The following is a 23898-nucleotide window of genomic DNA, read 5'->3' as shown; positions in this document are numbered from 1 at the left end:
GTCGATGAAGTCGTTCTTGTTGCCCTTCACGAAGGGGCGAACGTACTGCGGTGAGATCAGCTTGACCTCGTGGCCCAGGGCGACGAGCTTGCGCGCCAGGTAGTGCGCGCCGGCGCAGGCCTCCATCACGGCCACACAGGGGTGGAACTTGGCGAAGAACTCAATGAGCTGCTTGCGGTTGAGCTTCCTGCGGAACACCGCCAGGCCCTTGCGGTCCTGACCGTGCAGGTGAAACGAGTGCTTGCCCAGAGCGATGCCGACCAGCGTCACAGAGTCCATGATGACCTCCGCCACAAAGAAGAACACCCCGGAAACCTATGTCACCGGGGTGTTCGGGGCAAACACGAGATGGGGGTGACCATCTCATTAGCCACCCGAGGGTGGCTTTCTTCATTCACGCGGTGGGTCAGGCCTGGAAGCTGCCACCGCCCGTGCTGCGGCGCTCGGCCTTGCCGCTGGCGCCGTAAAGGCCGGTGGGCTCGCTGGGGATCAGCACGTCCAGCGCACGATCCAGGGAGGCATTGCCGCGGGCCAGGGTTTCGCGCTGGGCAGCCAGCAGGCCGCCAGCGCGCACGAGGCGGTTGCGCAGCGCGCTGGGCACGCTGCCGGTGCGGGCGGCTTCGCTAAAGCTCTGCACGGCGCGGGCCAGGTGCTGGTGCAGCTCGGCGGCATGCTGCTCGATGGCGGCCGCGTCGCGGCGGGCCAGCGCGTCGCCGAGCTGGTTCAGCGCCGCCTCGACGGCCAGCAGGGGCTGTTCGAGTTCGGGGCCGAGCGAAGGGGACGAGGCGGTGGCTGTCATGGGATTAATGCTTGTTGGCGCGCGCGCTCAGCAATTCTTGCGCATTTGCAACCAGCTTGTCGGCGATCGCATGGGCATTGACCGTGAACTTGCCCTCACTGATGGCCTTGGCGATGCGGTCAACCTTGGCGGCGTCGAAGCTGCCGTCGTCGGATCCGGCGCTGGCGGCCAGCTTGGCGGTGCTGGAGATGGCGACCTGGGTGCTGGGGGCGGGCGTGGCCGCCTGGCGGACGACCTCGTTGGCGCCAGCGGCCTCGGGTTTGCGCGCAGCGGGTCGCTGCTCGGCCTTGGCCGGGCCGGCGCTTCCTTCAGGGCTGTTACCGATCTTCATGTGCTTCTCCAGGGTGCGGGGGCGGACCCCGCCGGGGGCATTGCAGGGGAGTTTCCCCTTGTATCGGCCCCGGAGGCGGCAACTTGAGCGGGAACTGGCGGGTTTTTCCGGCCAGTTGTGACGATTCGTGGCGCTTTGCTCACAACGCAAGCTCCACGCGCCGTTCGGCGACAGCCCGGCCGCTGGCGACGCGGCCACTCTCGAAGCGCACCCTGACCTCCTGGCCCTCCAGGCCGGCGGACAGCGCCTGCGCCTCGGACGCCACGGAAAAACCCGGCCCGACGGCCAGCACCTGCACCGTCTCGCCCGCAGCAAACCACTGGCGCGACTTGAGCGCCGGCGCACGCACCGCCTCGGCGGCCTGCAGCGGCCGGGCAAGGCTGCGCCCGATCAGCAGGGCCGCGTCGGTGAAGACGGCGCCGGGTTCCGCGGCAATGTCGATATCGGCCAGGGCCAGCTGGTCTTGAGACAAATTCACGCCTGCCGGCAGCGGGCCGCTGGCGACGACGGCGCGGCCGTAGACGGCGACGCGCACCGGCAGCGTGACGTTCCAGCGCGCCACGCCATCGGTGCAGCGCAGGCCGATGCGGCTGCGGCCCCAGACGGCCATGCCGGGCGGCAGATAGGGCTGGACCTGCTGGCAGGGCGCCAGCCGCAGCCGGGCATCCAGCGCGCCGATCTCGATGGCGACGCGGGTGTTCGGGGGCGCGGCGGCGCGGGCGGCCGTCTCGGCCAGCACGCGCACGCGCTCCAGCAATGCCGGATCCAGCACGGTCTGCGCCCGCGCCAGGGCGGCGCCGAGCAGGCAAACGATGAGCAGGGTGGCACGCAGCATGACCGCCACTCTAGGGACGGCAGCGGCCTTCCCTAGATCCGAATTGAGCGGCTTTTGCACCGTTGATCCCGCTCATGTTTTCGGAGCTGCTTCAGACAATTTGCGAGAAGAGCCATCCCGGCTGCCCACCTCGAAAGAGGCCCCCAGATGTTGAACCGACTCACCGACACGCTGAACTTCCAGACCCAGGCGCTCACGCTGCGGGCGGAGCGTCAGCGCCTGCTCGCCAGCAACATCGCCAATGCCGACACGCCGGGCTTCCAGGCCCGCGACATCGACTTCGCCAGGGCCCTGCGCGAGGCCACCGGCGAGATCGCCACCAACGGCGCGCTGCAGACGACCCAGCGCGGCCACATCGCGCCGGCCGCCGGCGCCCGCGGCGAAAGCGGCAAGGAATACGCGCTGCAGTCCCAGACCAGCCTGGACAGCAACGGCGTGGACATGGATCGCGAGCGCGCCAGCTTCGCCGACAACTCGGTGAAGTACGAGGCCACGCTGCGCTTCATCAACGGCTCGGTGCGCACGGCGCTGGATGCGATGAAGTCGCACAACCAGGGCTGATGGAGGGTTAAGCCATGTCGATGTTCCAGATCTTCAATGTCTCCGGCAGCGCGGTCAGCGCGCAGAGCCAGCGCCTGAACGTCGTGGCCAGCAACCTGGCCAATGCCGACACGGTGGCCGGCCCCGACGGCCAGGCCTACAAGGCGCGCCAGGTGGTCTTCCAGACCCAGCTGCTGGGCGCGGGCAACGACAGCGGCAATGCCGGCGTGCGCGTGACCCAGGTCACGGAGGACCAGACACCCGGCCGCCGCGTGCACGACCCCAAGCACCCGCAGGCGGATGCCGACGGCTACGTGACCTACTCCAACGTGAACCCGGTGGAGGAGATGGTCAACATGATCTCGGCCTCGCGCTCCTACCAGAACAACATCGAGGTGATGAGCACGGCCAAGAGCCTGCTGCTCAAGACCTTGCAACTCGGTCAGTCCTGACCGCTGAGAGCAAGCCATGGACATCACCGCACTCAACGGCAGCAGCACGCCGGCGCAGACCACCTCGGCCAAGAACGCCGCCGAGACCCAGGACCGTTTCCTGAAGCTGCTCGTCGCGCAGATGAACAACCAGGATCCGCTCAACCCGATGGACAACGCCCAGGTGACGAGCCAGATGGCGCAGATCCAGCAGGTCACGAGCCTGTCGACGCTGGACACCAGCATCAAGAGCCTGGGCGGCCAGCTGGGCCAGATGCAGGCACTGCAGTCCATCTCGCTGGTGGGCCGCGAAGTCAGCGTGCCCAGCGACAAGCTGCGGGTGGAGAACGGCGCCGCCGAGGCCAGCTACGAGCTCGACGGCGCGGCCCAGGCCGTCAAGCTGGAGATCCTCGGAACGGCCGGCAACGTCATCGACACGATCCAGCTCGGCGCCCAGGGCTCTGGCCGGCAGACCTTCTCCTGGCCGGCCGGCACCAAGGCCGCCGAGGGCAGCGACCTCAAGTACCGCATCACCGCCACCAACGGCACGGCGGCCGTCACGTCGACGCTCTACGCCCACGACAAGGTGGACGCCGTCTACAGCGAGAACGGCAGCCTCAAGCTCAACCTCGAACGCCTGGGCCCGGTGGACTACACCGCCGTCTCGTCCGTCAACTGAACCCTCACCCGCACGACAGCAAGGACTCCCCATGAGCTTCCAGCAAGGCCTCTCCGGGCTCAACGCCGCGTCCAAGAACCTCGATGTCATCGGCAACAACATCGCCAACTCCGGCACCTACGGCGCCAAGGGTGCGCGGGCCGAGTTCGCCGACGTCTACGCCGCCGCGCTGAACGGCGCCGGCCAGAACCAGGTCGGCATCGGCACCTCGCTGCAGTCGGTGGCCCAGCAGTTCACGCAGGGCAACATCACGACGACCGAGAACCCGATGGACCTCGCCATCAACGGCGGCGGCTTCTTCCAGGTCAGCGACGGCACCAACCCGACGCGCTACAGCCGCAACGGCCAGTTCAAGGTCAGCAAGGACGGCTTCATCGTCAACAACGACCAACTCAAGCTGATGGGCTACCCGGCCAACGGCGCCGGCGTCATCCAGCCGGGCACGGCCCAGCCGCTGCAGCTGCCCACGGGCGGCATCCCGCCGGCCGTGACGTCCACCGTGAAGATGGAGCTCAACCTCGACTCCCGCCTGAAGACAACCGCCCCCGGCGGCGGCACCGGCACGGGCATGGACCTCAAGGACAGCGCCACCTACAACAACGCGACCTCGCTGACCGTCTACGACGCCAAGGGCCAGGACGTGGCCGTGACCTTCTACTTCCAGCGCGCGACCGACCCCAGCGGTGCCACGCCGCCCAACGATGTCTGGAACGTCTACGGGACAGCCAACGGCACGCCCTTTGACACCGACGCCTCGGGCGCGGCCATCGCGCTGGACGCCTTCGGCAACCCGACGACGCCCTACACCACCATCACCTTCCCGCCCACCGGCGGCTCGCCGTCCGGCATCGCGGGCAGCACCACCACGCCGCCCGGCGCCATCAACATGACGGTGCCGGCCGGCACCAGCTCGCGCGGCAACCCGACGCTGTCCATTCCCAACATCCAGCTGGACCTGGCCGGCGCCACCGAGAACGGCAGCAGCTTCGCCGTGACCAACCTGACCCAGGACGGCTACGCCCCCGGCCAGCTGACCGGCATCCAGGTCGCCAACAACGGCGTCATCCAGGCCCGCTATTCCAACGGCCAGAGCAAGCCTGCCGGCCAGATCGAGCTGGCCAACTTCCGCAACCCGCAGGGCCTGCAGACCATGGGCGGCAACGTCTGGATCCGCACCGTCGCCTCGGGTGACGCGGTGGTGGGCGTGCCGGGCGACGGCAACATGGGCTCGCTGCAGTCCGGCGCGCTGGAGGAAAGCAACGTCGACATCACGGCCGAGCTGGTCAACATGGTGACGGCCCAGCGTGCCTACCAGGCCAGCGCCCAGACGATCAAGACGCAGGACCAGGTCCTGCAGACGATCGTGAACCTGCGCTGATCTCGACAACGGCTGAGGACACGCGATGGACCGCATGATCTACCTCTCGATGGCCGGCGCCAAGGCGGCCATGCAGCGGCAGGACGTGCTCTCGCACAACCTCGCCAACGTCACGACCAACGGCTTTCGCGCCGAGCTGCAGGCCTTCCGCGCCGTGCCGGTGCGGGGCGATGGCGCCTCCACGCGCGCCTATGCGCTGGAAACCACCATCGGCTACAACGATGCCCAGGGGCCGCTGACGCCCACCGGCCGCAACCTCGACGTGGCCATGCAGGGCAATGCCTGGCTGGCCGTGCAGGCCAACGACGGCACCGAGGCCTACACCCGCGCCGGCTCGCTGGACGTGAACGCGGAAGGCCTGCTCGTCATGCGCAGCGGCATGCCGGTGCTGGGCGACGGTGGTCCCATCAACGTGCCGCCCAACAGCGAGGTGGCCATCGGCAGCGACGGCACCGTCAGCGCCAAGGCGCCCAACCAGAAGCCGACGACGGTGGGGCGCCTCAAGCTCGTCACGCCCGAGACAGCGCAGCAGCTCACGCGCGGCGACGACGGGCTGTTCCGCGCTGCAGAGGGCGACCTGCCCGCCAACCCCGCGGCCCGGCTGCAGGACGGCGCACTGGAAGGCAGCAACGTCAGCCCGGTCGAGACGATGGTCGCCATGATCGCCGCCGGCCGCCAGTTCGAGCAGCAGATGAAGCTGCTGCAGATTGCACAGACCCAAGGCCAGCAATCGGCCAAGCTCCTCGGGAGTACCTGACCATGATGCGTTCCTTGTGGATTGCCAAGACCGGCATGGAAGCCCAGCAGACCCAGCTGGACAACATCTCGCACAACCTCGCCAACGTCGCCACCAACGGCTACAAGCGTTCGCACGCCGTCTTCGAGGACCTGATCTACCAGAACATGCGCCAGGCCGGTGCCAACAGCACCGAGCAGACGACGCTGCCCACCGGCCTGCAGGTGGGCCTGGGCGTACGCCCGGTGGCCACGGCCCGCATCTACACGCAGGGCAATCTGCAGCAGACCAGCAACAACCTGGACCTGGCCATCAAGGGCGACGGCTTCTTCCAGATCCAGCTGCCCGACGGCACGACGGCCTACACCCGCGACGGCTCGTTCCAGCTGAACGCCAACGGCCAGATGGTCACGAGCAACGGCTACACGGTGCTGCCCGGCATCACGATCCCGCAGAACGCGCAGAGCCTGACCATCGGCAACGACGGCACGGTCAGCGTCACGCTGCCGGCCCAGGCCACGCCGCAGACGGTGGGCCAGATCCAGCTCGCGAACTTCGTCAACCCGGCCGGCCTGGACCCCAAGGGCCAGAACCTGTTCGCCGAGACCGCCGCCAGCGGCACGCCCAATACCGGCGCGCCCAGCAACAACGGCATGGGCGCGCTGCAGCAAGGCTTCGTCGAGACGTCCAACGTCAATGTCGTGGAGGAACTGGTGCAGATGATCCAGACCCAGCGCGCCTACGAGCTGAACTCCAAGGCCGTGCAGACGTCCGACCAGATGCTGCAGAAGCTGGCGCAAATCTAGTACCCCCCGTAGCGCTCGCGCGCTCCCCCCAGGGGGCACAGCCAGCGGCCCGGCAAAGCCGGTTCCGCGGCAGCCGCCGGATGAGCGGCCTGAAGAATGGAAGAGTCATCATGAAGTTCGTTGTACTGACCGCCATCACCGCCAGCGCCTTGCTCGCCGGCTGCGCCACGCCCTACCCCGAGCCCCAGGTAGAGCTGGCCCACACGCCGGTCGTCAACCTGCCGCCGGTGCAGGCCATGGCGCCCACCAACGGCGCCATCTACCAGGGCGCCAGCTACCGCCCGCTGTTCGAGGACCACCGCGCCCGCCTCGTCGGCGACACGCTGACCATCAACATCACCGAGCGCGTTTCCGCGTCGCAGACCAGCACCAGCGAGTTGAGCAAGTCCGGCAGCCTGTCGGCCGGCGTGACCGCCCTGCCGGGCATTGCCGGCAACTCCTTCGGCAAGGCCAGCGCCGGCGCCACGTCGGCCAACGACAACAAGGGCAAGGGAAGCAACCAGAACACCAACGAGTTCACCGGCGCCATCACCGCCGTCGTGACCGCCGTGCTGCCCAACGGCCATCTGATGATCAGCGGCGAGAAGCAGATCGGCGTGAACCGCAACGTCGACGTGCTGCGCTTCTCCGGCCAGGTGGACCCGCGCTCCATCGGCCAGGGCAACGCCGTGGCGTCGACCTCGGTGGCCAACGTGCGCATCGAGCAGCGCGGCCGCGGCGCCGCCTCCGACGCCCACGCGGTGGGCTGGCTGTCGCGCTTCTTCCTGAACATCGCGCCGAGCTGAGCCTCGCCGCGGCCGGCGCGCGGGCATACCATCGACGCCAGGGGAGCACACCGAACGTTGAGGGACAGGCCATGGAGCACTGGCGGCGCCGCACGGCCGTTATCGCCATCGCCGCGGGGTTGCCGCTCGGCCTGCCGGCCCAGCCGCAGGTGCTGCGCTTCGCCACCGACGCCAACGACCAGAGTGGCCTCGCCCCCGGCGGCCGCGCGGTGCTGGGCCGCGCTTTCCAGCGCCTGGGCCTGGCCGTGAACTTCGAGGCCCTGCCGCTGCGCCGTTCGCTGCGCATGACGGAGCTGGGCCAACTGGACGGCGAGACGCTGCGCATCCGCGCCATCGTGCAGGACCACCCCACGCTGCTGGTCGTGCCGGTGGCCATCGCCACGGTCAAGGTCGTCGGCTACGTGCGCCAGCGCGCAGCCGCACCGGCAGACTGGGGCGCGCTGGCGCAGCTGCGCGTGGGCTATCCGCGCGGGGTCGTGCTCATCGAGAACCTGCTCTCCGCCGTGCCGCGCAGGCTGGAAGCGACGACGCATGCCGACCTGCTGCGGCTGCTGCGCACCGAGGCCGTCGACGTCGCGCTGCTCACCCACGCCGCCGGCGAGCCCGAACCGGACTCCGAGCAGATGCAGGGCCTGGTCGCCCTGCCGACGCCGCTGAGCGTGACGCCGCTGCACCCGCTGCTGCACATGCGCCACCGCGAGCTGCTGCCACGCCTGGCCGCCGTGCTGCAGCAGATGGAGGACAGTGGCGAGTCCGCGCGCCTGCGTAGCGCCGCCTGGGGCGGGATCAGCCCCTGATCGACGCCAGATAGTCCACCGCCAGCTGGGCCAGCGCACGCACACCCACCTCCAGCCCGCGCTCGTCGACGACGAAGCGCGGCGAGTGATTGGAGTGGGCCTGGCTGGGGTCGATCTCCGGCGGCGTCACGCCGACGAAGAAGAACAACCCCGGGATCAGGCGCTGGAAGAAGGAGAAATCCTCCGCGCCGGTCACCTTGGGCACGACCTCGATGCCCATCGGCCGCGGGCCCGTGCTGGCGACGCGGGTCAGCGTGGGCAGCATCTGCTCGGTCAGCACCGGGTCGTTGCGCGTGACGGGGTAGTTCTTCGTGATGCAGACCTTGCAGCTCGCGCGCGACGCCGCCGAGATGCCCTCGGCCAGCTGCGTCACGCGCTCGTGGATGGCGTCGCGCATGCCCTCGTCGAAGCTGCGGATGGTGCCGCGCATCTCGACGGTGTCCGGGATGATGTTCTCGCGCACGCCGCCCTTGATGGCGCCGATGGTGACGACGGCCGGCTCGCGGTTCAGGTCCAGCGTGCGGCTGACGATGGTCTGCAGGCCCAGCACGATCTGGGCGGACGTGACGATGGGATCCACGCCCAGCCAGGGCGCCGCGCCGTGGGTCTGCTTGCCCTGCACGGTGATCTTGAGCTTGTCGCTGCTCGCCATCGTCGGCCCGGGCCGGTAACCGATGACGCCGGCCGGCTGGCGCGACGTGACGTGCAGCCCGAAGATGGCACTGGGCGTGGGGTTCTCCAGCACGCCCTCCTTGATCATCAGTGCGGCACCGCCCTCCTCGCCCTCGGGCGGCATTTCCTCGGCAGGCTGGAAGATGAACTTGACGCTGCCGGGGATGTCGGCACGTAGGCTAGCCAGGATGCTGGCCACGCCCATCAGGATGGCGACATGGCAATCGTGCCCGCAGGCATGCATGACGCCCACCTCTTCGCCGTTCCAGACCGCGCGGGCCTTGGAGGCGAAGGGCAGTTCCACCTCCTCGGTGACGGGCAGGCCGTCCATGTCGGCGCGCAGCGCGACGCCGCCGCCGGGCCTGCCACCCCTGAGCAGCCCGACGACACCGGTATGGGCGACGCCCGTCCTCACCTCGTCGAAACCCAGGCCACGCAGATGCTCGGCAATGATGGCCGCGGTGCGGAACTCGCGGTTGCCCAGTTCGGGATGCTGGTGCAGGTCGCGCCGCCAGGCGATGACCTGGGGCTCCAGGGCCGCCGTCAGCGCGGCGATGCGTTCGTCGAGAGGCAGCTGGGGGCTCATGGCAGGTTTTGGCGATCGGTGACGGCCTTCATCCTAGACCGCCGCGCCGCAGGCGCCCACCCGTGAAACAACCCGGCGGGCGGCTGCGTCAGGCGGCGAACAGCCGCTTCAGCCGCCGCCTGAAGTCCAGCCACTGCCTGCCGCGCGAGCGGTCGATGCGCTTCACGTCGATCAGCGTCAGGCTGCCGCAGCCAGACAGCGTGTGCAGGCCGGCGGTGTGGCTGTCGCTCGCCAAGTCGCCGGTCAGCCGCTCCTCGCTGGCGCGGATGTCCACGCGCTCGGGCGTCAGTACCGGAAAGCGCAGCAGCCGCGTGGCGCCGCCATAGCCGGTCGAGCTGTCCTGCACCGGCAGCGCCAGCACGCCGTCCCGGCCCACGAAGGGCCGGCCGGCAGGCCGGGCGCCGCGGCGGTCGTCGCGCACCGGGTTGGCGGCCAGGGGCTTCCAGGGTCCAGCCAGCGCCGGCGCGTAGGCAATGTGCAGCTCGCGCTGGTCACGCGCGCCGGGGCCGACCAGCGTGTAGAACATCCACCAACGCCCCTGGTACTCGACCAGCGAGGCGTCTGCACCGGGAACGCCGCCGATCAGCGCACATTCGCGCTCCCATTGGTCCAGCGACTCGTCGCTCGCGCGGTACAGAGCTATCTCGCCGGCCTGATAGGTCTCCGGCACCATCCAGGTCTCGCCGTCGTGCTCGAAGACCTGGGGGTAGGACAGGTGGAAAGGCTTGTCCAGCACCGTCGCCTGGCGGCGCCAGCGCAGATCGGCCAGGCCGAACTCGTGACGCTCGATGGTGGCGCGCTTGGTCCGGTAGTCGAACGCCTCGACGAAGACATGCAGGGCGTCGCCCCTTACCAGGCCGAAGGGGTCGGCCAGATAGCGCCAGCGGCCGGCCTCGGGCAACCAGGTGATGCGCTCGCGCACCGCGCTCAAGCGGCGGGCGTCGATGTCTTCAACGGCAACGGGGACGATGCCGACTTGCCAGAAGTCGGTGCGCGGTCTCTTGAGCATCAGGCGCGCCAGGCGGCGTAGGCCTCGTCTCCGTCGTCGAAGCGCTTGGCCTGGGCAGCCTGGTGCAGCATCACGTCGCGGTAGAAGCCCAGCGTGCGGGAAACGGCATTGGCGCGGTCGTAGGCAGCCGTTGCGTAGCGCACGGCGCGCTGCTGCGCGCCGAGGGGGCGCAGGCGGGCCAGTTCCTCGGCCACGGCATGGCCCAGGGCATGAGCGTCGCCCACCGGAACGAGCCGGGCCGGCTGGCCGGCAAGCATCTCCAGCGGCCCCTGCGTGGCGGAAGACAGCACCGGCCGGCCGGCGCGCATGGCCTCGAGGATGGCCAGCGGAAACGCCTCCTCGCGGGAGGGCGACACGAACAGGTCGAAGGCCTTCAGCGCCTGGTCGACATCGCTGCGGAATCCCAGCAGGCGGATGCGCGAGTCGGCGGCCGCCATCTCCTTCAGCAAGGCCTCGTCGGGCCCCTCGCCGAGGATGGCCAGCACCGCGTCGGCGGGCGCGTGGGCCTTGAAGCCGGCGATCAGCAGGTCCATGCCCTTGCTGCGGTGCAGCCGGCCGACGCTGCCGACCAGCAGCTGGTCGGGCGCCAAGCCAAGCTCGGCACGCAGATCGGTGTGGCGCGCGGCGGCCACAGGGTCACGCTCGGGCGCCCAGTTGTAGATGACGCTGGCCAGCGCCTCACCCCGGGGCAGACCCTCATGCTGGGCGCGGTTCACGCAGACCAGGCCATCCAGTTGCTCGTGATGGTGGGCTTTGTAGCCAACGTGCAGGGTGCCGATGCGGGCCGAGGCGCGGGCGTGCGCAACGGCCTTGCAGGCCGGGCCGAGATGGCCGTGGCAAACATCGGCACCGAGGCGGCGCGCCAGCGCTGCGACGCGCCAGCCGCGCAGCAGGGGCAGGGCGAGGCCGTGGAACTGCACGCCGGGCGCCAGCGCTGCGGCGACCGCCGAGCCGGTCGAGCCGATGACGTGCACTTGGTGACCCAGGGCGGCCTGGGCGTTGGCGAGGTCGATGCAATGCCGCTCACCGCCCGCGATCCGGGACGAAAACACGACATGAACCAGGGTCAGCGGTTCGAAGGGCGGGGGCATGGCAGGTCAAATGCAACGGAACGGTAAATAAAACTTTACCGTCGTACACATTCAGAAACCTGTCACATCCCCCCTCGCATCGACGGTTCCTCGGAGGTTTTCGGCCTCCAAACACCGCCAAATCTCACGATCTGCGGGAAAACACGCAGGCCTGGGTCATCGCGCAACGACCCGCCGGCACCGCGGCCGGCACTGCAACGCTGTTGCATCGGGATTGACAGGATCGCATGCCACCCGGCGCCGAACCTGAGCGCGAGCTTGCCGGCCGAAATGTAAACGCCCGACCGGGCGGTCGGGCGTTTGCGGCGGTTGTGCGGCGTTCAGCGCATCTTGCTGACCCACTCGTTGCGCTGCTCGTCGTAGCGGTACATCATCAAAAAGCGCAGCGTTTCCATGTTGACCTGCTCGCGCGTCAGCGTGCTCATGTCGCGCGGCGCCTTGATCGGCACCCAGGTGCCGACGGTGTCGTCGTAGACGTTCATGCGCAGGAACTGGTCGCGCATGGCGATGACCTCGGCGCGCGACATGACGCCCCTGGGCGGCTCCATGCCGGACTTCAGCACCCACATGCCGGTCAGTTCATCCCAGCGCATCAGCGCCAGGAAGGCGTCGCGCTCCATCTTGACCTGTTCGCGCGTCAGGCTCTGGGCCTGGGACGGTGCAGCGAAGGCGGCGAGGGAAGTGGCCAGCACCAGGGTCAGCAGGGAAAGACGTTTCATTTCGGGTCTCCAGAAAAGGTAGGGGGAAGAAAAGCTCGCTGTGCTGACTGGGCGCCTCAGTGCCTCACAGGTGGCCAGTGGTCGGCCGAGCGGCCCCGGCCTTACAGCGTGAAAAATCCCCGCCTTGCCGGGCGGCCGCGACCGATGGTTTGGAAAAGCGGTGCCGTCGGCATCCTTTTCGGCGGCTTCGCGGGCTCAAGCGTCCGCAGAATCTGCCGAGTGAAGTACCTGCAAGCCCTCCTCCTCAGCTTGGCCGTCGTGCTGGCGCCCGTGGCGCCCGCCCAGGCGGCGCGCATCAAGGAAGTCGCGTCCGTCGCCGGCGTGCGCTCCAACCCGCTGACGGGCTATGGCCTCATCGTCGGCCTGGACGGCACGGGCGACCAGACCACGCAGGCGCCCTTCACCGGCCAGAGCCTGACGGCCATGCTGCAGCAGTTCGGCGTGCTGCTGCCCCAGGGCGTGACCATGCAGCCGCGCAATATCGCCGCCGTCATGGTGACGGCCTCGCTGCCGCCCTTCGCGCAGCCCGGCCAGCAGCTGGACATCAATGTCTCCTCCATCGGCAACGCCAAGAGCCTGCGCGGCGGCACGCTGATCGCCACGCCGCTGCGCGGCGCGGACGGCCAGGTCTACGCCATCGCCCAGGGCAACCTCGTGGTCGGCGGCGCCGGTGCCTCGGCGGGGGGATCCAAGGTGCAGATCAATCACCTCAGCGCCGGCCGCATCCCGGCAGGTGCCCTCGTCGAGCGCTCGGTGCCCACGCCCATCGCGCAGGGGGACAGCATCCAGCTCGATCTCAACAGCAGCGACTTCGCCACCGCCCGCGCCGTGGCCCAGGCCATCAACAGGGCCAAGGGCAACGGCACGGCCCAGGCGCTGGACGGCCGCGTCGTGCGCGTGCGCGCCCCGGCCACGCCGGACGAGCGCGTCGCCTTCCTGGCCGATGTGGAGAACCTCGCCGTCGACATGGCCACGCCGGCCGCCCGCGTCGTCATCAACGCACGCACTGGCTCCATCGTCATGAACCAGGCCGTCACGCTGTCGTCCTGCGCCGTGGCCCACGGCAGCCTGTCAGTGACGATCAGCTCCACGCCCATCATCAGCCAGCCCAATGCGCTGTCCGGCGGACAGACGACGGTGGCCGAGAAGGCCGACATCGCCATCCGCCAGGAGCCCGGCAGCCTCATCCAGCTGCCGGCCGGCGCGCGGCTTTCCGACGTCGTCAAGGCACTCAATTCACTCGGCGCCACGCCCCAGGATCTGCTCGCCATCCTGCAGGCCATGAAGAGCGCGGGCGCCCTGAACGCCGAGCTAGAGGTGATCTGATGGCCTCCTCGTTCCAGTCCATTTCCGGCCAGAGCCTCGGCAGCCTGGACGCGCTGAAGGCCCAGGCCTCGCGCGACCCTAAGGCCAGCGTCCGCGAGACGGCCAGGCAGTTCGAATCGCTCTTCATGCAGGAAGTCATGAAGAGCATGCGCGCCTCCACGCTGGCCAGCGGCATGCTGGACAACAACGCGACACAGCTCGGCACGGAAATGCTGGACACCCAGTTCGCCGGCAAGATGAGCGGCCTGCCCGGCGGTCTGTCGGAAGCCATCCAGAAACAGCTGCAGCGCCAGATGGGCATCCAGGACCTGTCGCCCGAGAACGTCAGGAAGGCCAGCCAGACGACGCTGGCCCAGGCCCTGCCCGCACTGGCCACCAAGGGCATTCCCAACCACGTGCAGAACTTCATCCAGCAACACGACGCCGCGGCCCGCTCGGCCTCGGCCGCCACCGGCATCCCGGCCAGCTTCATGGTGGCCCAGGCCGCCCACGAGAGCGGCTGGGGCAGGCGCGAGATCACCGGCGCCGACGGCAGCAAGAGCCACAACGTCTTCGGCATCAAGGCCACGCCGGGCTGGACGGGCAAGACCGTGGACGTGCAGACCACAGAAGTCATCAACGGCCAGGCGCACAAGGTGACGGCCAAATTCCGCGCCTACGGCAGCTACGACGAGGCCTTCAAGGACTACGCCCGGCTCATCAGCAGCAACGAGCGCTACGCCAAGGTCGTGGCGCAGGCCCAGAGCGGGAACGCAGCCGGCTTCGCCCGCGGCCTGCAGCAGGCCGGCTACGCCACCGACCCGGCCTACGCCGAGAAGCTGGCCAAGACCATCCAGACGACGCAGCGCGTGCAGAGCACGTTGGCATGAGGACTTGAACCATGGCTGGACTGCTCACCCTCGGCGCCCGCGCGATGTTCGCCAACCAGGCGGCATTGCAGACCATCGGCCAGAACATCGCCAACGCCAACACGCCGGGCTACTCGCGCCAGTCGGTCGTGCTGACAACCTCGGCCGGCCAGTACACCGGCGCCGGCTTCTTCGGCAAGGGCGTGGACGTGCAGACCGTCGTGCGCGCCCACAACGACTACCTGACCAAGGAAGCCGCCAGCTCCAAGTCCACCGCGACGGCGGATTCGACGCGCGCCGAGCAGCTGTCGCGCATGGAGAAGCTCTTCCCGCCCGGCACCGACGGCCTGGGCTACGCGGCCAGCCAGTTCCTGAACGCCATGGTCGATGTGACCAGCCGACCGAGCGACCCCTCCGCCCGCCAAGTGGCCTTGGGCCGCGCCAATGAACTGGCCGTGCGCTTCTCCAATGCCGGCCAGCAGATCACCGACCTGCAGGCCGGGGTGGTGAGCGACCTCAAGGCCAACGTCACCGTCGTCAACCAACTGGCCCAGCAGATCGCCAGCATCAACGACCAGATCTCCAAGACGCGCGGCAGCGGCCACACGCCCAACGACCTCCTGGACCAGCGCGAGCAGCTGATCTCCCAGCTCGGCGAGCACGTGGCCGTGACGACGCTGACGGCCGACGACGACACCGTCGGCGTCTTCATCGGCGGCGGCCAGCGCCTGGTGCTGGGCAACCAGGCCTCGGCGCTGCAGGTCTCCAACGACGCCTACGACCCGCAACGCGCCGTCGTGTCGCTGACCGAGGGCGGCATCAGCCGGGCGCTGGACGAAAGCGTGCTCACCGGCGGCTCGATGACGGCCCTGCTGAGCTTCCAGAACAAGGACCTGCAGGACGCCAAGAACATGCTGGGGCAGCTCGCGGCCGCCATCGGCACCCGCGTCAACGAGCAGAACGCCCTGGGTCTGGACCTGTCCAACCCGCCCGGCAAGGGCGCGGCCATCTTCAACGTGGCCACGCCCCGCGTGTTGCCGGCAGCCACCAACCTGCGCAGCCCTGGAGGCGCCTACACCAACGGCGTGCAGGCCACCATCGTCGACGCCAGCCAGCTGCAGGCCAGCAGCTACAAGCTGACCTCACCCACGCCGGGCAACTACGAACTCACCCGACTGTCCGACGGCCTGGTGCGCACCGTCGCCGACGGCGACACCATCGACGGCGTCAAGTTCACCTTTACGCCCGGCGCACCCGCCGCGGGCGAGAGCTTCCTCATCGAGCCGGTCGGCGCCGCCGCCGTCGAGATGCGCCGGGTGCTGGACAACCCAGCCGGCATCGCAGCGGCCTCCCCGCTGACGGCCTCGGCATCGGTCAACAACACCGGCACGCTGAGCGTCGAAACCGTCTACGCCGTCAACGGCAACTACGACCCGGCCAAGGCCCCCATGACCGTCGACTTCGGCGGCCCCGACCCGGTCAACGCGAGCAATGTGCTGTACACGCTGACGCTGGCCGACGGCACCGTGCTGAACGGCAGCTGGAGCCCCGGCCAGGCCATCGGCAACCAGCCGGCCGCAGGCATCGACCTCGGCTTCGAGCTGCGCACCAACGGCGTGCCGCGCTCGGGCGACAAGATCACCCTCGACCCGACCGTCTACACCAGCACCAACAACGGCAACGCCAAGGCCTTCTTGAACATCCAGGCCGAGGGCTTCGTGGGCCGCCAGATGCTCACCAGCGGCGCCGTCAGCCCGGGCTCGACGATCAACGACGCCTACGCCGCGGCGATGAGCGAAATCGGCGCCCGCGTGCAGAGCGCCAACTACCTGTCCGGCGTGTCCACCAGCGTCGCCAGCGACGCCGAGGCCAGCCGCTCGGGCCAGGCCGGCGTCAACCTCGACGAGGAAGCCTCGCGGCTGATGCAGTACCAGCAGGGCTACCAGGCCGCCGCCAAGGTGCTGCAGACGGCACAGTCCCTGTTCGACGAACTGATGCGCATCGCATCGCGCTAGGCCCCCGAGGTAAGCCATGAGACTCTCCACCGCCAACCTCTACGACGCCTCCATCGCCAACCTGCAGCGCCGTCAGCAGGCTCTGCAGAACCAGCAGCAGCAGCTGACCTCGGGCAAGCGCATCGCCTCGGCCAGCGACGACCCCACCGGCGCTGCGCGCGCCGAGCGGGCCCTGGCCGCCATCGGCCGCGTCGAGGCCAACCAGCGCGCGCTGGAAGCCAGCCGCAACAGCATGACGCTGGCCGAATCGGCCCTGGGCGATGCCAACGAACTGATGCAGCAGGCCCGCGAGACCATGGTCTCGGCCGGCAACGCCAGCTACTCCGACGCCGAGCGCCAGGGCCTGGCGAACAAGCTGCAGGGCATCCGCGACCAGCTGCTGTCCATCGCCAACCGCCCCGACGGCGCCGGCGGCTATCTCTTCTCGGGCCAGGGCTCGGCCAACCCGCCCTTCCTCGACCGGTCCGGCGGCGTCACCTACGTCGGCGTTCCCGGCACCATCCAGACCGGCAACCTCGACAACTTCCAGCTCAGCGTGGACGGCCGCGCCGCCTGGGAGCAGGCGCGCAGCGGCAACGGCAGCTTCGTCACCGACGCCAGCCCCAACGGCATCACGGGCAACCCCGCCCAGGCCTGGATCGATTCCGGCCGCGTCGTCGATCCGACGCTGGTCACCGGCCAGAACTACCGCATCGACATCGCCGGCACCGCCCCGGCCCAGACCTACAACGTCACCAACACCGATACCGGTGCGGGCGTCACCAGCGGCACGTACAAGTCCGGCCAGTCCATCGTCTTCGACGGCATCAGCGTCGCCGTCACCGGCACGCCGGCCGACGGCGACGCCTTCTCCATCGCGCCGGCCACCAACTCGCTGAAGGTATTCGACGTGCTGGACCGCGCCATCGCCGAGCTCAAAACGCCGCTGCGCAGCAACGCCCAGATCGCCCAGAGCAACTCCGGCCGCCTGCGCGACATCGACGCCGCCATGGGCGGCCTGCAGAACATGCGCAGCCAGACCGGCGAGCGGCTCAACAACCTCGACGGCACCGAAAGCCGGCTGGCCGCGCTCAAGCAGTACAACACCGAGGAAAAGAGCGCCGCCGAGGACATCGACATGGTGCAGGGCATATCGGACTTCCAGAACCAGCAGACCGGCTACGACACGGCGCTCAAGACCTACGCCATGGTCCAGCGCATGTCGCTGTTCCAGTACATCCAGGGCTGATGGCACTCGGCTGGCGTGAAGCTGTCACGATTTGACAGCGTGGCCGGCAGGGCGGCGTGGCAGACTGCCGCATTCCCCGCCCCCAGCGCCGCGCCATGTCCGACAACATCCCAGCCGCCCTCGATCACGCCATCCTGCCCGGCATCGCGCTCGGCTACGCCCCGGTCATCGACCGCCAGCGCGCCATCGCCGGCACCCGGCTGACGCTGGTGCCTCTGCGCGCCGACGCTCGCATCGACCACGCCGAACTGCTCGCCGCGCTGGCCGCCACCTGGCCCCAGGGCGGTGTCGTCATCAGCCCCCAGGGTGAAGCCCTGCTCACCGCCCTGCTCGCCCAGCCGCCCGCTCAGCCGACGCTCATCGAGGTGCCCGCCTTCATTGCCGCCGATCCGGCCCACGCCGATGCCATCGCCGCGCTGAAGGGTGCCGGCCACGGCGGCCTGCTCAAGGGCCTGCCGAATGCGCCGCTGCCGGCCCCGGTCGCCGCCGTCTTCAAGCAGGTCGTCCTCGACCTCGGGCAGGCCGCACCGGCCGGCGTCGCGCTGGTGCACGCCGGCGTGCGCGGCGCCGAGGCCATCGACGCCAGCTTCAAGGCCGGCGCCGAACAGGTCATCGGCTGGCCCATGGACGGCATCTTCGAGGCCACGCCCGGCGCCGCCAAGACCGAGATCGCCGCCGACCTGCAGGTCATCATGGAGCTCATCTCGCGCGTCGACGAGGGCGAGGACGTCGAGCGCCTGGAGCAAACGCTCAAGCGCGACCCCAGCCTCGCCTTCAAGCTGCTGCGCTACATGAACTCCGCCGCCTTCGGCCTGCCGGTGGAGGTGTCCAGCTTCCGCCACGCCATCATGCTGCTGGGCTACGCGCGCCTGAAGCGCTGGCTGGCCCTGCTGCTGACGACGGCCAGCAAGGATCACAGCATGCGCCCCATCATGTACGGCGCCGTGCGCCGCGGCCTGCTGATGGAGGAGCTGGCGCAAGGCATGGAGGACCGCGAGCAGCGTGACGAGATGTTCATCTGCGGCCTGTTCTCGCTGCTGGACCACATGCTCAAGCAGCCCTTCGAGAAACTGCTGCAGAGCATTCCCGTGCCGGAGCGCGTGCGTCAGGCCCTCGTCGAGGACGGCGGCCCCTTCCTGCCTTATCTGGAGCTGGTGCGGGCCATCGAATCCGAGAGCGTGTTCGACTACCGCGAGCGCGCCGACGCGCTGATGCTGGGCGCCGGCGAGATCAACGCCTGCGTGCTGCGGGCCCTGCACAAGGCGTCCCAGCTCGAATGAGCCCGCGCCCGTCGCACGGCTGAACCATGTTCGGCCCGCCTGCCTCAGCTGCGCTGCTCGACCTCGTCGGCGACCCGGTGCTGACGCTGCGGGCCGACCTGTCCGCGCTGCGCGCCAACCCCGCCGCACGCGAATGGCTGGGCACAGACGCCGCCGAGGGCTGGCGCCTGCTGCGCCAGGCCGCGGGCAGCCGGCTGGAGGCCTGGCTGCGTGACGCCACCCACGCCATCGACAGCGGCCGCGCGCCGCCGGTCGCGCCACCGCTCAAGCTCGCCGACGGCCAGCGCGCCACCCTGCACCTGCTGCGGGAACGGCCCAACTGGCTGCTGCACGCCCGCCTCAGCGCCGCCGACCCCGGCGAGCCGCCGCTGGCCGAGTGGCTGGCCCTGTCGCCGCTGCCGGCCGTGCTGGCCGACGCGCTGGGCGGCGCCGTGCTGCGCCACAACGCGGCCTTCGCGGCCCTGTGCGGCGCCGCGCCGCGCCACCTCAACGACCTGCCCGACCTGCTGCAGGCCCTGCTCGGCTGGAACCGCGGCACGCCGCTGCCGGCCCTGACGGCCCAGCGCCCGCAGGACGGCCCCCTCGTCACCGAGGCCGAGTTCGTCGACCCCCAGGGCCAGCATCGCTGGCTGCAGGCGCGGCTGCGCCTGTGGCGCCACAACGGCAGCGCGCTGCTGCTGGCCGTGCTGGAAGACCAGAGCACCCTGCACGAGCGCGACCTCGCCCACCAGCAGCTCGACGCGCTGATGGACACCGCCGCCGTGGGCCTGGCCACCTTCCAGCCCGAGGCCGGCTGGCTCAAGGCCCACCGCAAGGGCTCGCCCTTCAAGACCGGGGCCAAGCAGCAGGGCCCGACCCCGGGCTCGCTGCAAGGCATCAACCGCGAGATCGTCGAGCCGGCGTCGCTGCCCGAGTTCGAACGCCTGCAGCGCGCACTCAAGCGCGGCGACGCCATCGAGGTGCGCTACGCGGTGCGCCACCCCGAGCTCGGCCGCCGCTGGCTGCTGACCCGCGTCGCGCCGGGGCTGCTCGCCGGCGGCCGGCGTTCCACCTCGGTGGTGACACTGGACGTGACCGCCCAGGCCCAGGCAGAGAACGCCCTGCTGCTGCGCGCCGAGAGCGAGCGCGCCGTGCTGGACTCGGTGCTCGTCGGCATCGTCACCGTCGGGCCGGACGGCATCGAATGGATGAACCGCTCGGCGCGCCGCATGTTCGGCTGCGAGCTGGAGGACGTGCAGGGCCGGCCCATGGGCGTGCTGGCCCCGGGCGACGACGAGCACGCCTTCCATGCTGAGCCGGGCGCCGATGTCTTCGAATGCCGCCTGCGCGGCCGCGACGGGCGCGAGTTCTGGGTCATCGGCAACGCGGTGCAGACGCCGCGCGAGGACGGCCCGGGCCCGACGACCCAGCAGACGACCTACGCACTGCTGGACATCGACCGCCGCCGCCAGGCCGAAGCCCAGAGCCGGCTGGCCCAGGCCTCGCTGGCCCGCATCATCGAGGGCGCGCCGCTGGCCATCACGCTGCACGAGGCCCAGAGCCTGCGCATCGTCAAGCTCAACCATGCAGCCGCCGCGCTGGCCGGCCGCCCGGAGGCCGCGCTGCTGGGCGGCACGCCGGCCCAGTTGTTCGGCGCCGAGCAGGGCGCCCAGGTCGTGGCCGACATGCGCGAGGCCCTCGAATCGCAGGCCGTCGTGCAGCGCGAGTACCACGTACCCACGGGCGCCTCGACGCGCATCTGGGACGCCCGGCTGCTGCATCTGGCCGGTGTCGGCGGCGACGACACTCCCGAGCTGCTGCTGCTGGTGGCCAGCGACGTGACCGAGCAGCGCGCCGCCGAACAGGCCCGGCTGCAGGCCGCCATCTCCCAGCGCGAGCTCCTGGTGCGCGAGGTGCACCACCGCATCAAGAACAACCTGCAGGGCGTGGCCGGCCTGCTGCAGCAGATCGCCGCGCGCCGCCCCGAGGTCGCGCCAGTGCTGAAGGACGCCGTCGGCCAGGTGCAGGCCATCGCCCAGGTCTACGGCCTGCAGGTAGGCGCCAGCGGCCCGCTGCTGCTCAAGCGCGTCTTCGACGCCATCGTCGGCTCGGTGCAGCGCATGCAGGGCCGTGTCATCACCACCACGGCCGAGGGCGGCGCCCTGCTGGACGACTGGTGCCTGCCCGAGGCCGAGGCCATCCCCATCGCGCTCAGCCTCAACGAGCTGCTCGGCAATGCGCTGCGCCACGGCGACGGCGCGCAGGTACGCTGCCAGCTCATCTGCGACATGGCCGGCGTGACCGTCGAGATCGTCAACCCCGGCCGGCTGCCCGAAGGCTTCGCGCTGCAGAACGTTAAGAGCGGCGTCTCGGGCCTGGGCCTGGTGCGCGCACTGCTGCCCCGGCGCAGCGCCATCCTGAGCCTGGAGCAGCACGGCGGCGAGGTCGTTTGCAGGCTGGAACTGATTCCACCCAGCGTGGTTCACAATCCCGGCACAAAACAAGGGTCGTGAACGGCTGAACGAGGGGCGCGGTGAGCAAGGGCAAGATCCTGGTCGTCGACGACGACCGACTGGTGCTGGCGACGCTGAGCTACGGGCTCACGCAGGCCGGCTTCGAGGTTATCGACGCCGACAACGGCGACGACGCCATCCTGCTCGCCCGCGAACACCGGCCCGAGCTGGCCCTGCTGGACATCCGCATGGAAGGTCTGACGGGCTTCGACGTGGCGGCCTATCTGCGCGAATTCCTGCAGACGCCCTTCATGTTCCTGTCGGCCTTCGCCGACGACGCGACCGTGGCCAAGGTCAAGGAGCTGGGCGCCGTCGCCTATCTCGTCAAGCCGCTGGACATCTCTCAGATCGTGCCCGCCGTCGAGGCCGCCTTCGCGCGCTCGACGGCAACCGCCGCTGCGCCTGCACCCGCCGCCACTACCGCCGCCCAGCCGCCATCCGAGCTGCCGGCCCAGCTGGACCCGACGGCCCTGGCTGTCGGCGTGCTGATGCACCGCTACTCGCTGCCCCGCGACGAGGCCCTGGCCCGCCTGATGAGCCTGGCCTCGGCCGACGGCCACAGCCTACCGGAGCAGGCCAGGCGCATCGTCGATGCGCTGGAGTTGCTGGCCCGGCCCGGGCAGAAAGGCTGACTCAGCCGCCGAGGGTGAAATAGAAGCGGGCGCCCTCGCCCACGGCCGATTCGGCCCAGATCTCGCCGCCGTGGCGGCGGACGATGCGCCGCACCAGTGCCAGGCCAACGCCCGTGCCCTGGAAGTCGCTGGCGCTGTGCAGGCGCTGGAAGACTCCGAACAGCCGCTCGGCAAAGCGCATGTCGAAGCCGGCACCGTTGTCGCTGACGACGAAGACGCGCCGACCGCCCTGCTGCACCTGTCGCAAGCCGATCTCGGTGCGCTCGGCCTTGGCGCTGTACTTCCAGGCGTTACCCAGCAGGTTTTCCAGCACCATGCGCAGCAGGGTCGGGTCGCCCTGCACCGTCAACCCGGGCTCGATGTCCAGCACCAGCTCGCGCTGCGGCGCCGAGCGCCTGAGCTCTTCCATCACGTAGCCGGCCTGCTGGGACAGATTGACCGGCTGGCTGGCCAGTGGCCTGGTCGACAGCTGGCTCAATGACAGCAGCGCGTCGATCATGCTGTTCATGCGCGCCGCGGCGCTCATGACGCGGTCGAGGTGATCGTTGCCGACGCGGTCCAGCCGGGCGCCGTAGTCTTCCTTCAGGATGCGCGCGAAGCCCTCGACGACGCGCAAAGGCGCGCGCAGGTCGTGCGAGACCGTGTAGCTGAAGGACTCGTGCTCCGCCGCCAGGTCGGGCTGAGCCGGAGCGAGGGGCGCGGCCGCCTGCTCCTCGGTGCAGGCTGTCCCCAGATAGCCGGCGAAATGGCCATGCGAATCGATGCAGGGCATGCCGCGCAGACGCCATTGCGTGCAGCCGTCGGCGGCGGTGAGCAGAAGGTCCGCGAAGGACTGCTGTGCATCCAGCCGCTCGCGCAACTGAGCGGTCGGGGCTGCGGCCTCGAAGCGCTCCCACAGCTGCTGGGTGCGGGCGCCCGCCCCCACCCAGCTCGACGAAGGCGCACCCTGGGGCGCCTGCCAGCGCACAAGCCGGTGAGCGGCATCGGTGGCCCATTGCCAGTCGCGCTGCAGCTGGGCCTGCATCAACAGCTGCTGGCGCGCCTCGCGCAAGGGCTCGGCCAGGCGCTGGCGCGTCAGCCGCACGCCTGCATGCCACCCCAGCGCCGCCGCGGCAAGCACCATGACGCCGGTGAAGAATGCCGTCAGCACGAGCGCGGCATGCACGAGGCCGACCTCGCCACCCCAGACGCGCATCAGCGCCAGCACGACGAGACTGCCCAGCACGAGCATCAGCAGGGCTGCCGCGACCAGACCCAGCACCAGCAGCCGCATCGGCAGTCGTCGCTCCTGGCGGCGCGGCGTGAGCGCGCTGTCGTCGCTGAGGCTGTTCATGCGCGGCATTGTAGGCAGCGCCCACCTCCCCTCCGCCCCCCGGCAGGACCCGGTGTTGGCCGATGTCAATAACCACAGCCGGCCCGGCCGATTCTGTGCATTCCTTCGCGGCTGCCACCCCTCCCACCCGAGATACATTTAGGAATGCAGAGTCCCTAGACCCGCACGCCCTCCCATGACCGCCTCCCAAACCGCAGCCCTGCTCGACCCCGAGGCCATCCGCCGCCTGCGCGAGCTTGACCCGAGCGGCGGCAACAAGCTGCTGGAGCGTGTCGTGAACGCCTTCTCCAACTCACTGGACCGTTTGCTGCCCGACCTTGCCCGCGCCCGCGAAGGCGACGTGCCTGACCTCGCCGTCGTGCGTCATGTCAGCCACACGCTCAAGTCATCGTCGGCCAGCCTCGGTGCGATGGCGCTGTCGGCGCGTTGCGCCGACATCGAAACCATGGCCCGTGACGGCCGCGTGCAGGGCCTGTCAGAACAGTTGGACGCTATGCTCCAAGACATCCAACAGGTGCGCACGGCCTTGGCCGCGCTGCTGTGACGCCCA

24 protein-coding genes and 1 pseudogene are annotated in these 23898 nt (G+C 69.8%); 16 read left to right on the top strand and 9 right to left on the bottom strand.

The window, feature by feature from the left end:
- The 4 genes and pseudogenes from AC07VX_RS25855 to flgA form a co-directional block, all read right to left on the bottom strand.
- A pseudogene (locus AC07VX_RS25855) lies at window positions 1-279 on the bottom strand (IS110 family transposase); the annotation flags it as partial.
- Window positions 280-406: 127 nt separating this feature from the next.
- Entirely contained in the window at window positions 407-799 is a 393-nt protein-coding gene (locus tag AC07VX_RS25850; RefSeq protein WP_493166683.1) for a hypothetical protein, read from the bottom strand.
- A 4-nt stretch (window positions 800-803) separates the two neighbouring features.
- Entirely contained in the window at window positions 804-1130 is a 327-nt protein-coding gene (gene flgM, locus AC07VX_RS25845; protein WP_493166682.1) for a flagellar biosynthesis anti-sigma factor FlgM, read from the bottom strand.
- 139 nt (window positions 1131-1269) lie between these two features.
- The gene (flgA, locus tag AC07VX_RS25840; RefSeq protein WP_493166681.1) at window positions 1270-1965 is read right to left on the bottom strand and encodes a flagellar basal body P-ring formation chaperone FlgA; all 696 of its coding nucleotides are present in this window, start codon (window positions 1963-1965) and stop codon (window positions 1270-1272) included.
- A gap of 147 nt (window positions 1966-2112) precedes the next feature.
- Between flgA and flgB the strand changes: the two genes are divergently transcribed.
- The 8 genes from flgB to AC07VX_RS25800 all read left to right on the top strand — a co-directional run bounded on the left by flgB (window position 2113) and on the right by AC07VX_RS25800 (window position 8117).
- Window positions 2113-2526, top strand: a complete 414-nt coding sequence (gene flgB / locus AC07VX_RS25835) for a flagellar basal body rod protein FlgB (RefSeq protein ID WP_493166680.1) — start codon at window positions 2113-2115, stop codon at window positions 2524-2526.
- Window positions 2527-2540: 14 nt separating this feature from the next.
- Entirely contained in the window at window positions 2541-2957 is a 417-nt protein-coding gene (gene flgC, locus AC07VX_RS25830) for a flagellar basal body rod protein FlgC (RefSeq protein ID WP_493166679.1), read from the top strand.
- A gap of 16 nt (window positions 2958-2973) precedes the next feature.
- The gene (locus AC07VX_RS25825) at window positions 2974-3615 is read left to right on the top strand and encodes a flagellar hook assembly protein FlgD (protein ID WP_493166678.1); all 642 of its coding nucleotides are present in this window, start codon (window positions 2974-2976) and stop codon (window positions 3613-3615) included.
- 31 nt (window positions 3616-3646) lie between these two features.
- Complete coding sequence (gene flgE, locus AC07VX_RS25820) at window positions 3647-4993, top strand: flagellar hook protein FlgE (RefSeq protein WP_493166677.1); 1347 nt, start codon at window positions 3647-3649, stop codon at window positions 4991-4993.
- Between the two features lie 25 nt (window positions 4994-5018).
- On the top strand, window positions 5019-5750 hold the full coding sequence (gene flgF, locus AC07VX_RS25815; RefSeq protein WP_493166676.1) for a flagellar basal-body rod protein FlgF: 732 nt from the start codon (window positions 5019-5021) through the stop codon (window positions 5748-5750).
- Between the two features lie 2 nt (window positions 5751-5752).
- The gene (gene flgG, locus AC07VX_RS25810) at window positions 5753-6535 is read left to right on the top strand and encodes a flagellar basal-body rod protein FlgG (protein WP_493166675.1); all 783 of its coding nucleotides are present in this window, start codon (window positions 5753-5755) and stop codon (window positions 6533-6535) included.
- A gap of 110 nt (window positions 6536-6645) precedes the next feature.
- Window positions 6646-7320: a flagellar basal body L-ring protein FlgH gene (locus AC07VX_RS25805; protein WP_493166674.1), complete on the top strand. Its 675-nt coding sequence runs from the start codon at window positions 6646-6648 to the stop codon at window positions 7318-7320.
- Between the two features lie 71 nt (window positions 7321-7391).
- On the top strand, window positions 7392-8117 hold the full coding sequence (locus AC07VX_RS25800) for a substrate-binding periplasmic protein (protein ID WP_493166673.1): 726 nt from the start codon (window positions 7392-7394) through the stop codon (window positions 8115-8117).
- On the opposite strand, the gene AC07VX_RS25795 is transcribed toward AC07VX_RS25800, so the two are convergent.
- The 4 genes from AC07VX_RS25795 to AC07VX_RS25780 all read right to left on the bottom strand — a co-directional run bounded on the left by AC07VX_RS25795 (window position 8107) and on the right by AC07VX_RS25780 (window position 12194).
- Complete coding sequence (locus AC07VX_RS25795; protein ID WP_493166672.1) at window positions 8107-9375, bottom strand: amidohydrolase; 1269 nt, start codon at window positions 9373-9375, stop codon at window positions 8107-8109. The genes AC07VX_RS25800 and AC07VX_RS25795 overlap by 11 nt on opposite strands.
- An 88-nt stretch (window positions 9376-9463) precedes the next feature.
- Window positions 9464-10384 carry a glucosamine inositolphosphorylceramide transferase family protein gene (locus AC07VX_RS25790; RefSeq protein ID WP_493166671.1) on the bottom strand — a complete coding sequence of 307 codons (921 nt, stop codon included), beginning with the start codon at window positions 10382-10384 and terminating at the stop codon, window positions 9464-9466.
- Window positions 10384-11475 (bottom strand): glycosyltransferase, encoded by a 1092-nt coding sequence (locus AC07VX_RS25785; RefSeq protein WP_493166670.1) that lies wholly within the window; start codon window positions 11473-11475, stop codon window positions 10384-10386. The genes AC07VX_RS25790 and AC07VX_RS25785 overlap by 1 nt, the downstream gene beginning before the upstream one ends.
- A 320-nt stretch (window positions 11476-11795) precedes the next feature.
- The gene (locus tag AC07VX_RS25780; RefSeq protein ID WP_493166669.1) at window positions 11796-12194 is read right to left on the bottom strand and encodes a hypothetical protein; all 399 of its coding nucleotides are present in this window, start codon (window positions 12192-12194) and stop codon (window positions 11796-11798) included.
- A gap of 219 nt (window positions 12195-12413) precedes the next feature.
- On the opposite strand from AC07VX_RS25780, the gene AC07VX_RS25775 reads away from it, so the two are divergent.
- From AC07VX_RS25775 to AC07VX_RS25745, 7 genes are all read left to right on the top strand, one after another.
- Window positions 12414-13520: a flagellar basal body P-ring protein FlgI gene (locus AC07VX_RS25775; protein ID WP_493166668.1), complete on the top strand. Its 1107-nt coding sequence runs from the start codon at window positions 12414-12416 to the stop codon at window positions 13518-13520.
- On the top strand, window positions 13520-14389 hold the full coding sequence (gene flgJ, locus AC07VX_RS25770) for a flagellar assembly peptidoglycan hydrolase FlgJ (protein WP_493166667.1): 870 nt from the start codon (window positions 13520-13522) through the stop codon (window positions 14387-14389). The genes AC07VX_RS25775 and flgJ overlap by 1 nt, the downstream gene beginning before the upstream one ends.
- An 11-nt stretch (window positions 14390-14400) precedes the next feature.
- Entirely contained in the window at window positions 14401-16383 is a 1983-nt protein-coding gene (gene flgK / locus AC07VX_RS25765; protein ID WP_493166666.1) for a flagellar hook-associated protein FlgK, read from the top strand.
- A gap of 16 nt (window positions 16384-16399) precedes the next feature.
- Window positions 16400-17611: a flagellar hook-associated protein FlgL gene (gene flgL / locus AC07VX_RS25760; RefSeq protein ID WP_493166665.1), complete on the top strand. Its 1212-nt coding sequence runs from the start codon at window positions 16400-16402 to the stop codon at window positions 17609-17611.
- Window positions 17612-17706: 95 nt separating this feature from the next.
- Entirely contained in the window at window positions 17707-18891 is a 1185-nt protein-coding gene (locus AC07VX_RS25755; protein WP_493166664.1) for an EAL and HDOD domain-containing protein, read from the top strand.
- Window positions 18892-18917: 26 nt separating this feature from the next.
- The gene (locus AC07VX_RS25750; protein WP_493166663.1) at window positions 18918-21383 is read left to right on the top strand and encodes a PAS domain-containing sensor histidine kinase; all 2466 of its coding nucleotides are present in this window, start codon (window positions 18918-18920) and stop codon (window positions 21381-21383) included.
- 20 nt (window positions 21384-21403) lie between these two features.
- A complete protein-coding gene (locus AC07VX_RS25745; protein WP_493166662.1) occupies window positions 21404-22015 on the top strand; it encodes a response regulator in 612 nt (203 codons plus the stop codon).
- 1 nt (window position 22016) lies between these two features.
- Here AC07VX_RS25745 and AC07VX_RS25740 read toward each other — a convergent pair whose 3' ends face one another.
- A complete protein-coding gene (locus AC07VX_RS25740; protein WP_493166661.1) occupies window positions 22017-23348 on the bottom strand; it encodes a sensor histidine kinase in 1332 nt (443 codons plus the stop codon).
- 175 nt (window positions 23349-23523) lie between these two features.
- Here AC07VX_RS25740 and AC07VX_RS25735 point away from each other — a divergent pair, with 175 nt between their 5' ends.
- The gene (locus AC07VX_RS25735) at window positions 23524-23892 is read left to right on the top strand and encodes an Hpt domain-containing protein (RefSeq protein WP_493166660.1); all 369 of its coding nucleotides are present in this window, start codon (window positions 23524-23526) and stop codon (window positions 23890-23892) included.
- Window positions 23893-23898: the final 6 nt, after the last annotated feature.

It is taken from the genome of Roseateles sp. GW821-FHT03B02 (assembly GCF_059421025.1).
This window is presented reverse-complemented; position numbering and strand designations above follow the sequence as displayed.

Coding starts and splice junctions, on each gene's coding strand:
- AC07VX_RS25785 (WP_493166670.1), bottom strand. CDS start 11,475: ATGCCCCCGCCCTTCGAACCGCTGACCCTGGTTCATGTCGTGTTTTCG.
- flgF (WP_493166676.1), top strand. CDS start 5,019: ATGGACCGCATGATCTACCTCTCGATGGCCGGCGCCAAGGCGGCCATG.
- AC07VX_RS25790 (WP_493166671.1), bottom strand. CDS start 10,384: ATGCTCAAGAGACCGCGCACCGACTTCTGGCAAGTCGGCATCGTCCCC.
- AC07VX_RS25805 (WP_493166674.1), top strand. CDS start 6,646: ATGAAGTTCGTTGTACTGACCGCCATCACCGCCAGCGCCTTGCTCGCC.
- AC07VX_RS25755 (WP_493166664.1), top strand. CDS start 17,707: ATGTCCGACAACATCCCAGCCGCCCTCGATCACGCCATCCTGCCCGGC.
- flgM (WP_493166682.1), bottom strand. CDS start 1,130: ATGAAGATCGGTAACAGCCCTGAAGGAAGCGCCGGCCCGGCCAAGGCC.
- AC07VX_RS25740 (WP_493166661.1), bottom strand. CDS start 23,348: ATGAACAGCCTCAGCGACGACAGCGCGCTCACGCCGCGCCGCCAGGAG.
- AC07VX_RS25850 (WP_493166683.1), bottom strand. CDS start 799: ATGACAGCCACCGCCTCGTCCCCTTCGCTCGGCCCCGAACTCGAACAG.
- AC07VX_RS25750 (WP_493166663.1), top strand. CDS start 18,918: ATGTTCGGCCCGCCTGCCTCAGCTGCGCTGCTCGACCTCGTCGGCGAC.
- AC07VX_RS25780 (WP_493166669.1), bottom strand. CDS start 12,194: ATGAAACGTCTTTCCCTGCTGACCCTGGTGCTGGCCACTTCCCTCGCC.
- flgA (WP_493166681.1), bottom strand. CDS start 1,965: ATGCTGCGTGCCACCCTGCTCATCGTTTGCCTGCTCGGCGCCGCCCTG.
- AC07VX_RS25800 (WP_493166673.1), top strand. CDS start 7,392: ATGGAGCACTGGCGGCGCCGCACGGCCGTTATCGCCATCGCCGCGGGG.
- flgJ (WP_493166667.1), top strand. CDS start 13,520: ATGGCCTCCTCGTTCCAGTCCATTTCCGGCCAGAGCCTCGGCAGCCTG.
- AC07VX_RS25795 (WP_493166672.1), bottom strand. CDS start 9,375: ATGAGCCCCCAGCTGCCTCTCGACGAACGCATCGCCGCGCTGACGGCG.
- flgL (WP_493166665.1), top strand. CDS start 16,400: ATGAGACTCTCCACCGCCAACCTCTACGACGCCTCCATCGCCAACCTG.
- flgK (WP_493166666.1), top strand. CDS start 14,401: ATGGCTGGACTGCTCACCCTCGGCGCCCGCGCGATGTTCGCCAACCAG.
- flgG (WP_493166675.1), top strand. CDS start 5,753: ATGATGCGTTCCTTGTGGATTGCCAAGACCGGCATGGAAGCCCAGCAG.
- flgB (WP_493166680.1), top strand. CDS start 2,113: ATGTTGAACCGACTCACCGACACGCTGAACTTCCAGACCCAGGCGCTC.
- AC07VX_RS25735 (WP_493166660.1), top strand. CDS start 23,524: ATGACCGCCTCCCAAACCGCAGCCCTGCTCGACCCCGAGGCCATCCGC.
- flgC (WP_493166679.1), top strand. CDS start 2,541: ATGTCGATGTTCCAGATCTTCAATGTCTCCGGCAGCGCGGTCAGCGCG.
- flgE (WP_493166677.1), top strand. CDS start 3,647: ATGAGCTTCCAGCAAGGCCTCTCCGGGCTCAACGCCGCGTCCAAGAAC.
- AC07VX_RS25825 (WP_493166678.1), top strand. CDS start 2,974: ATGGACATCACCGCACTCAACGGCAGCAGCACGCCGGCGCAGACCACC.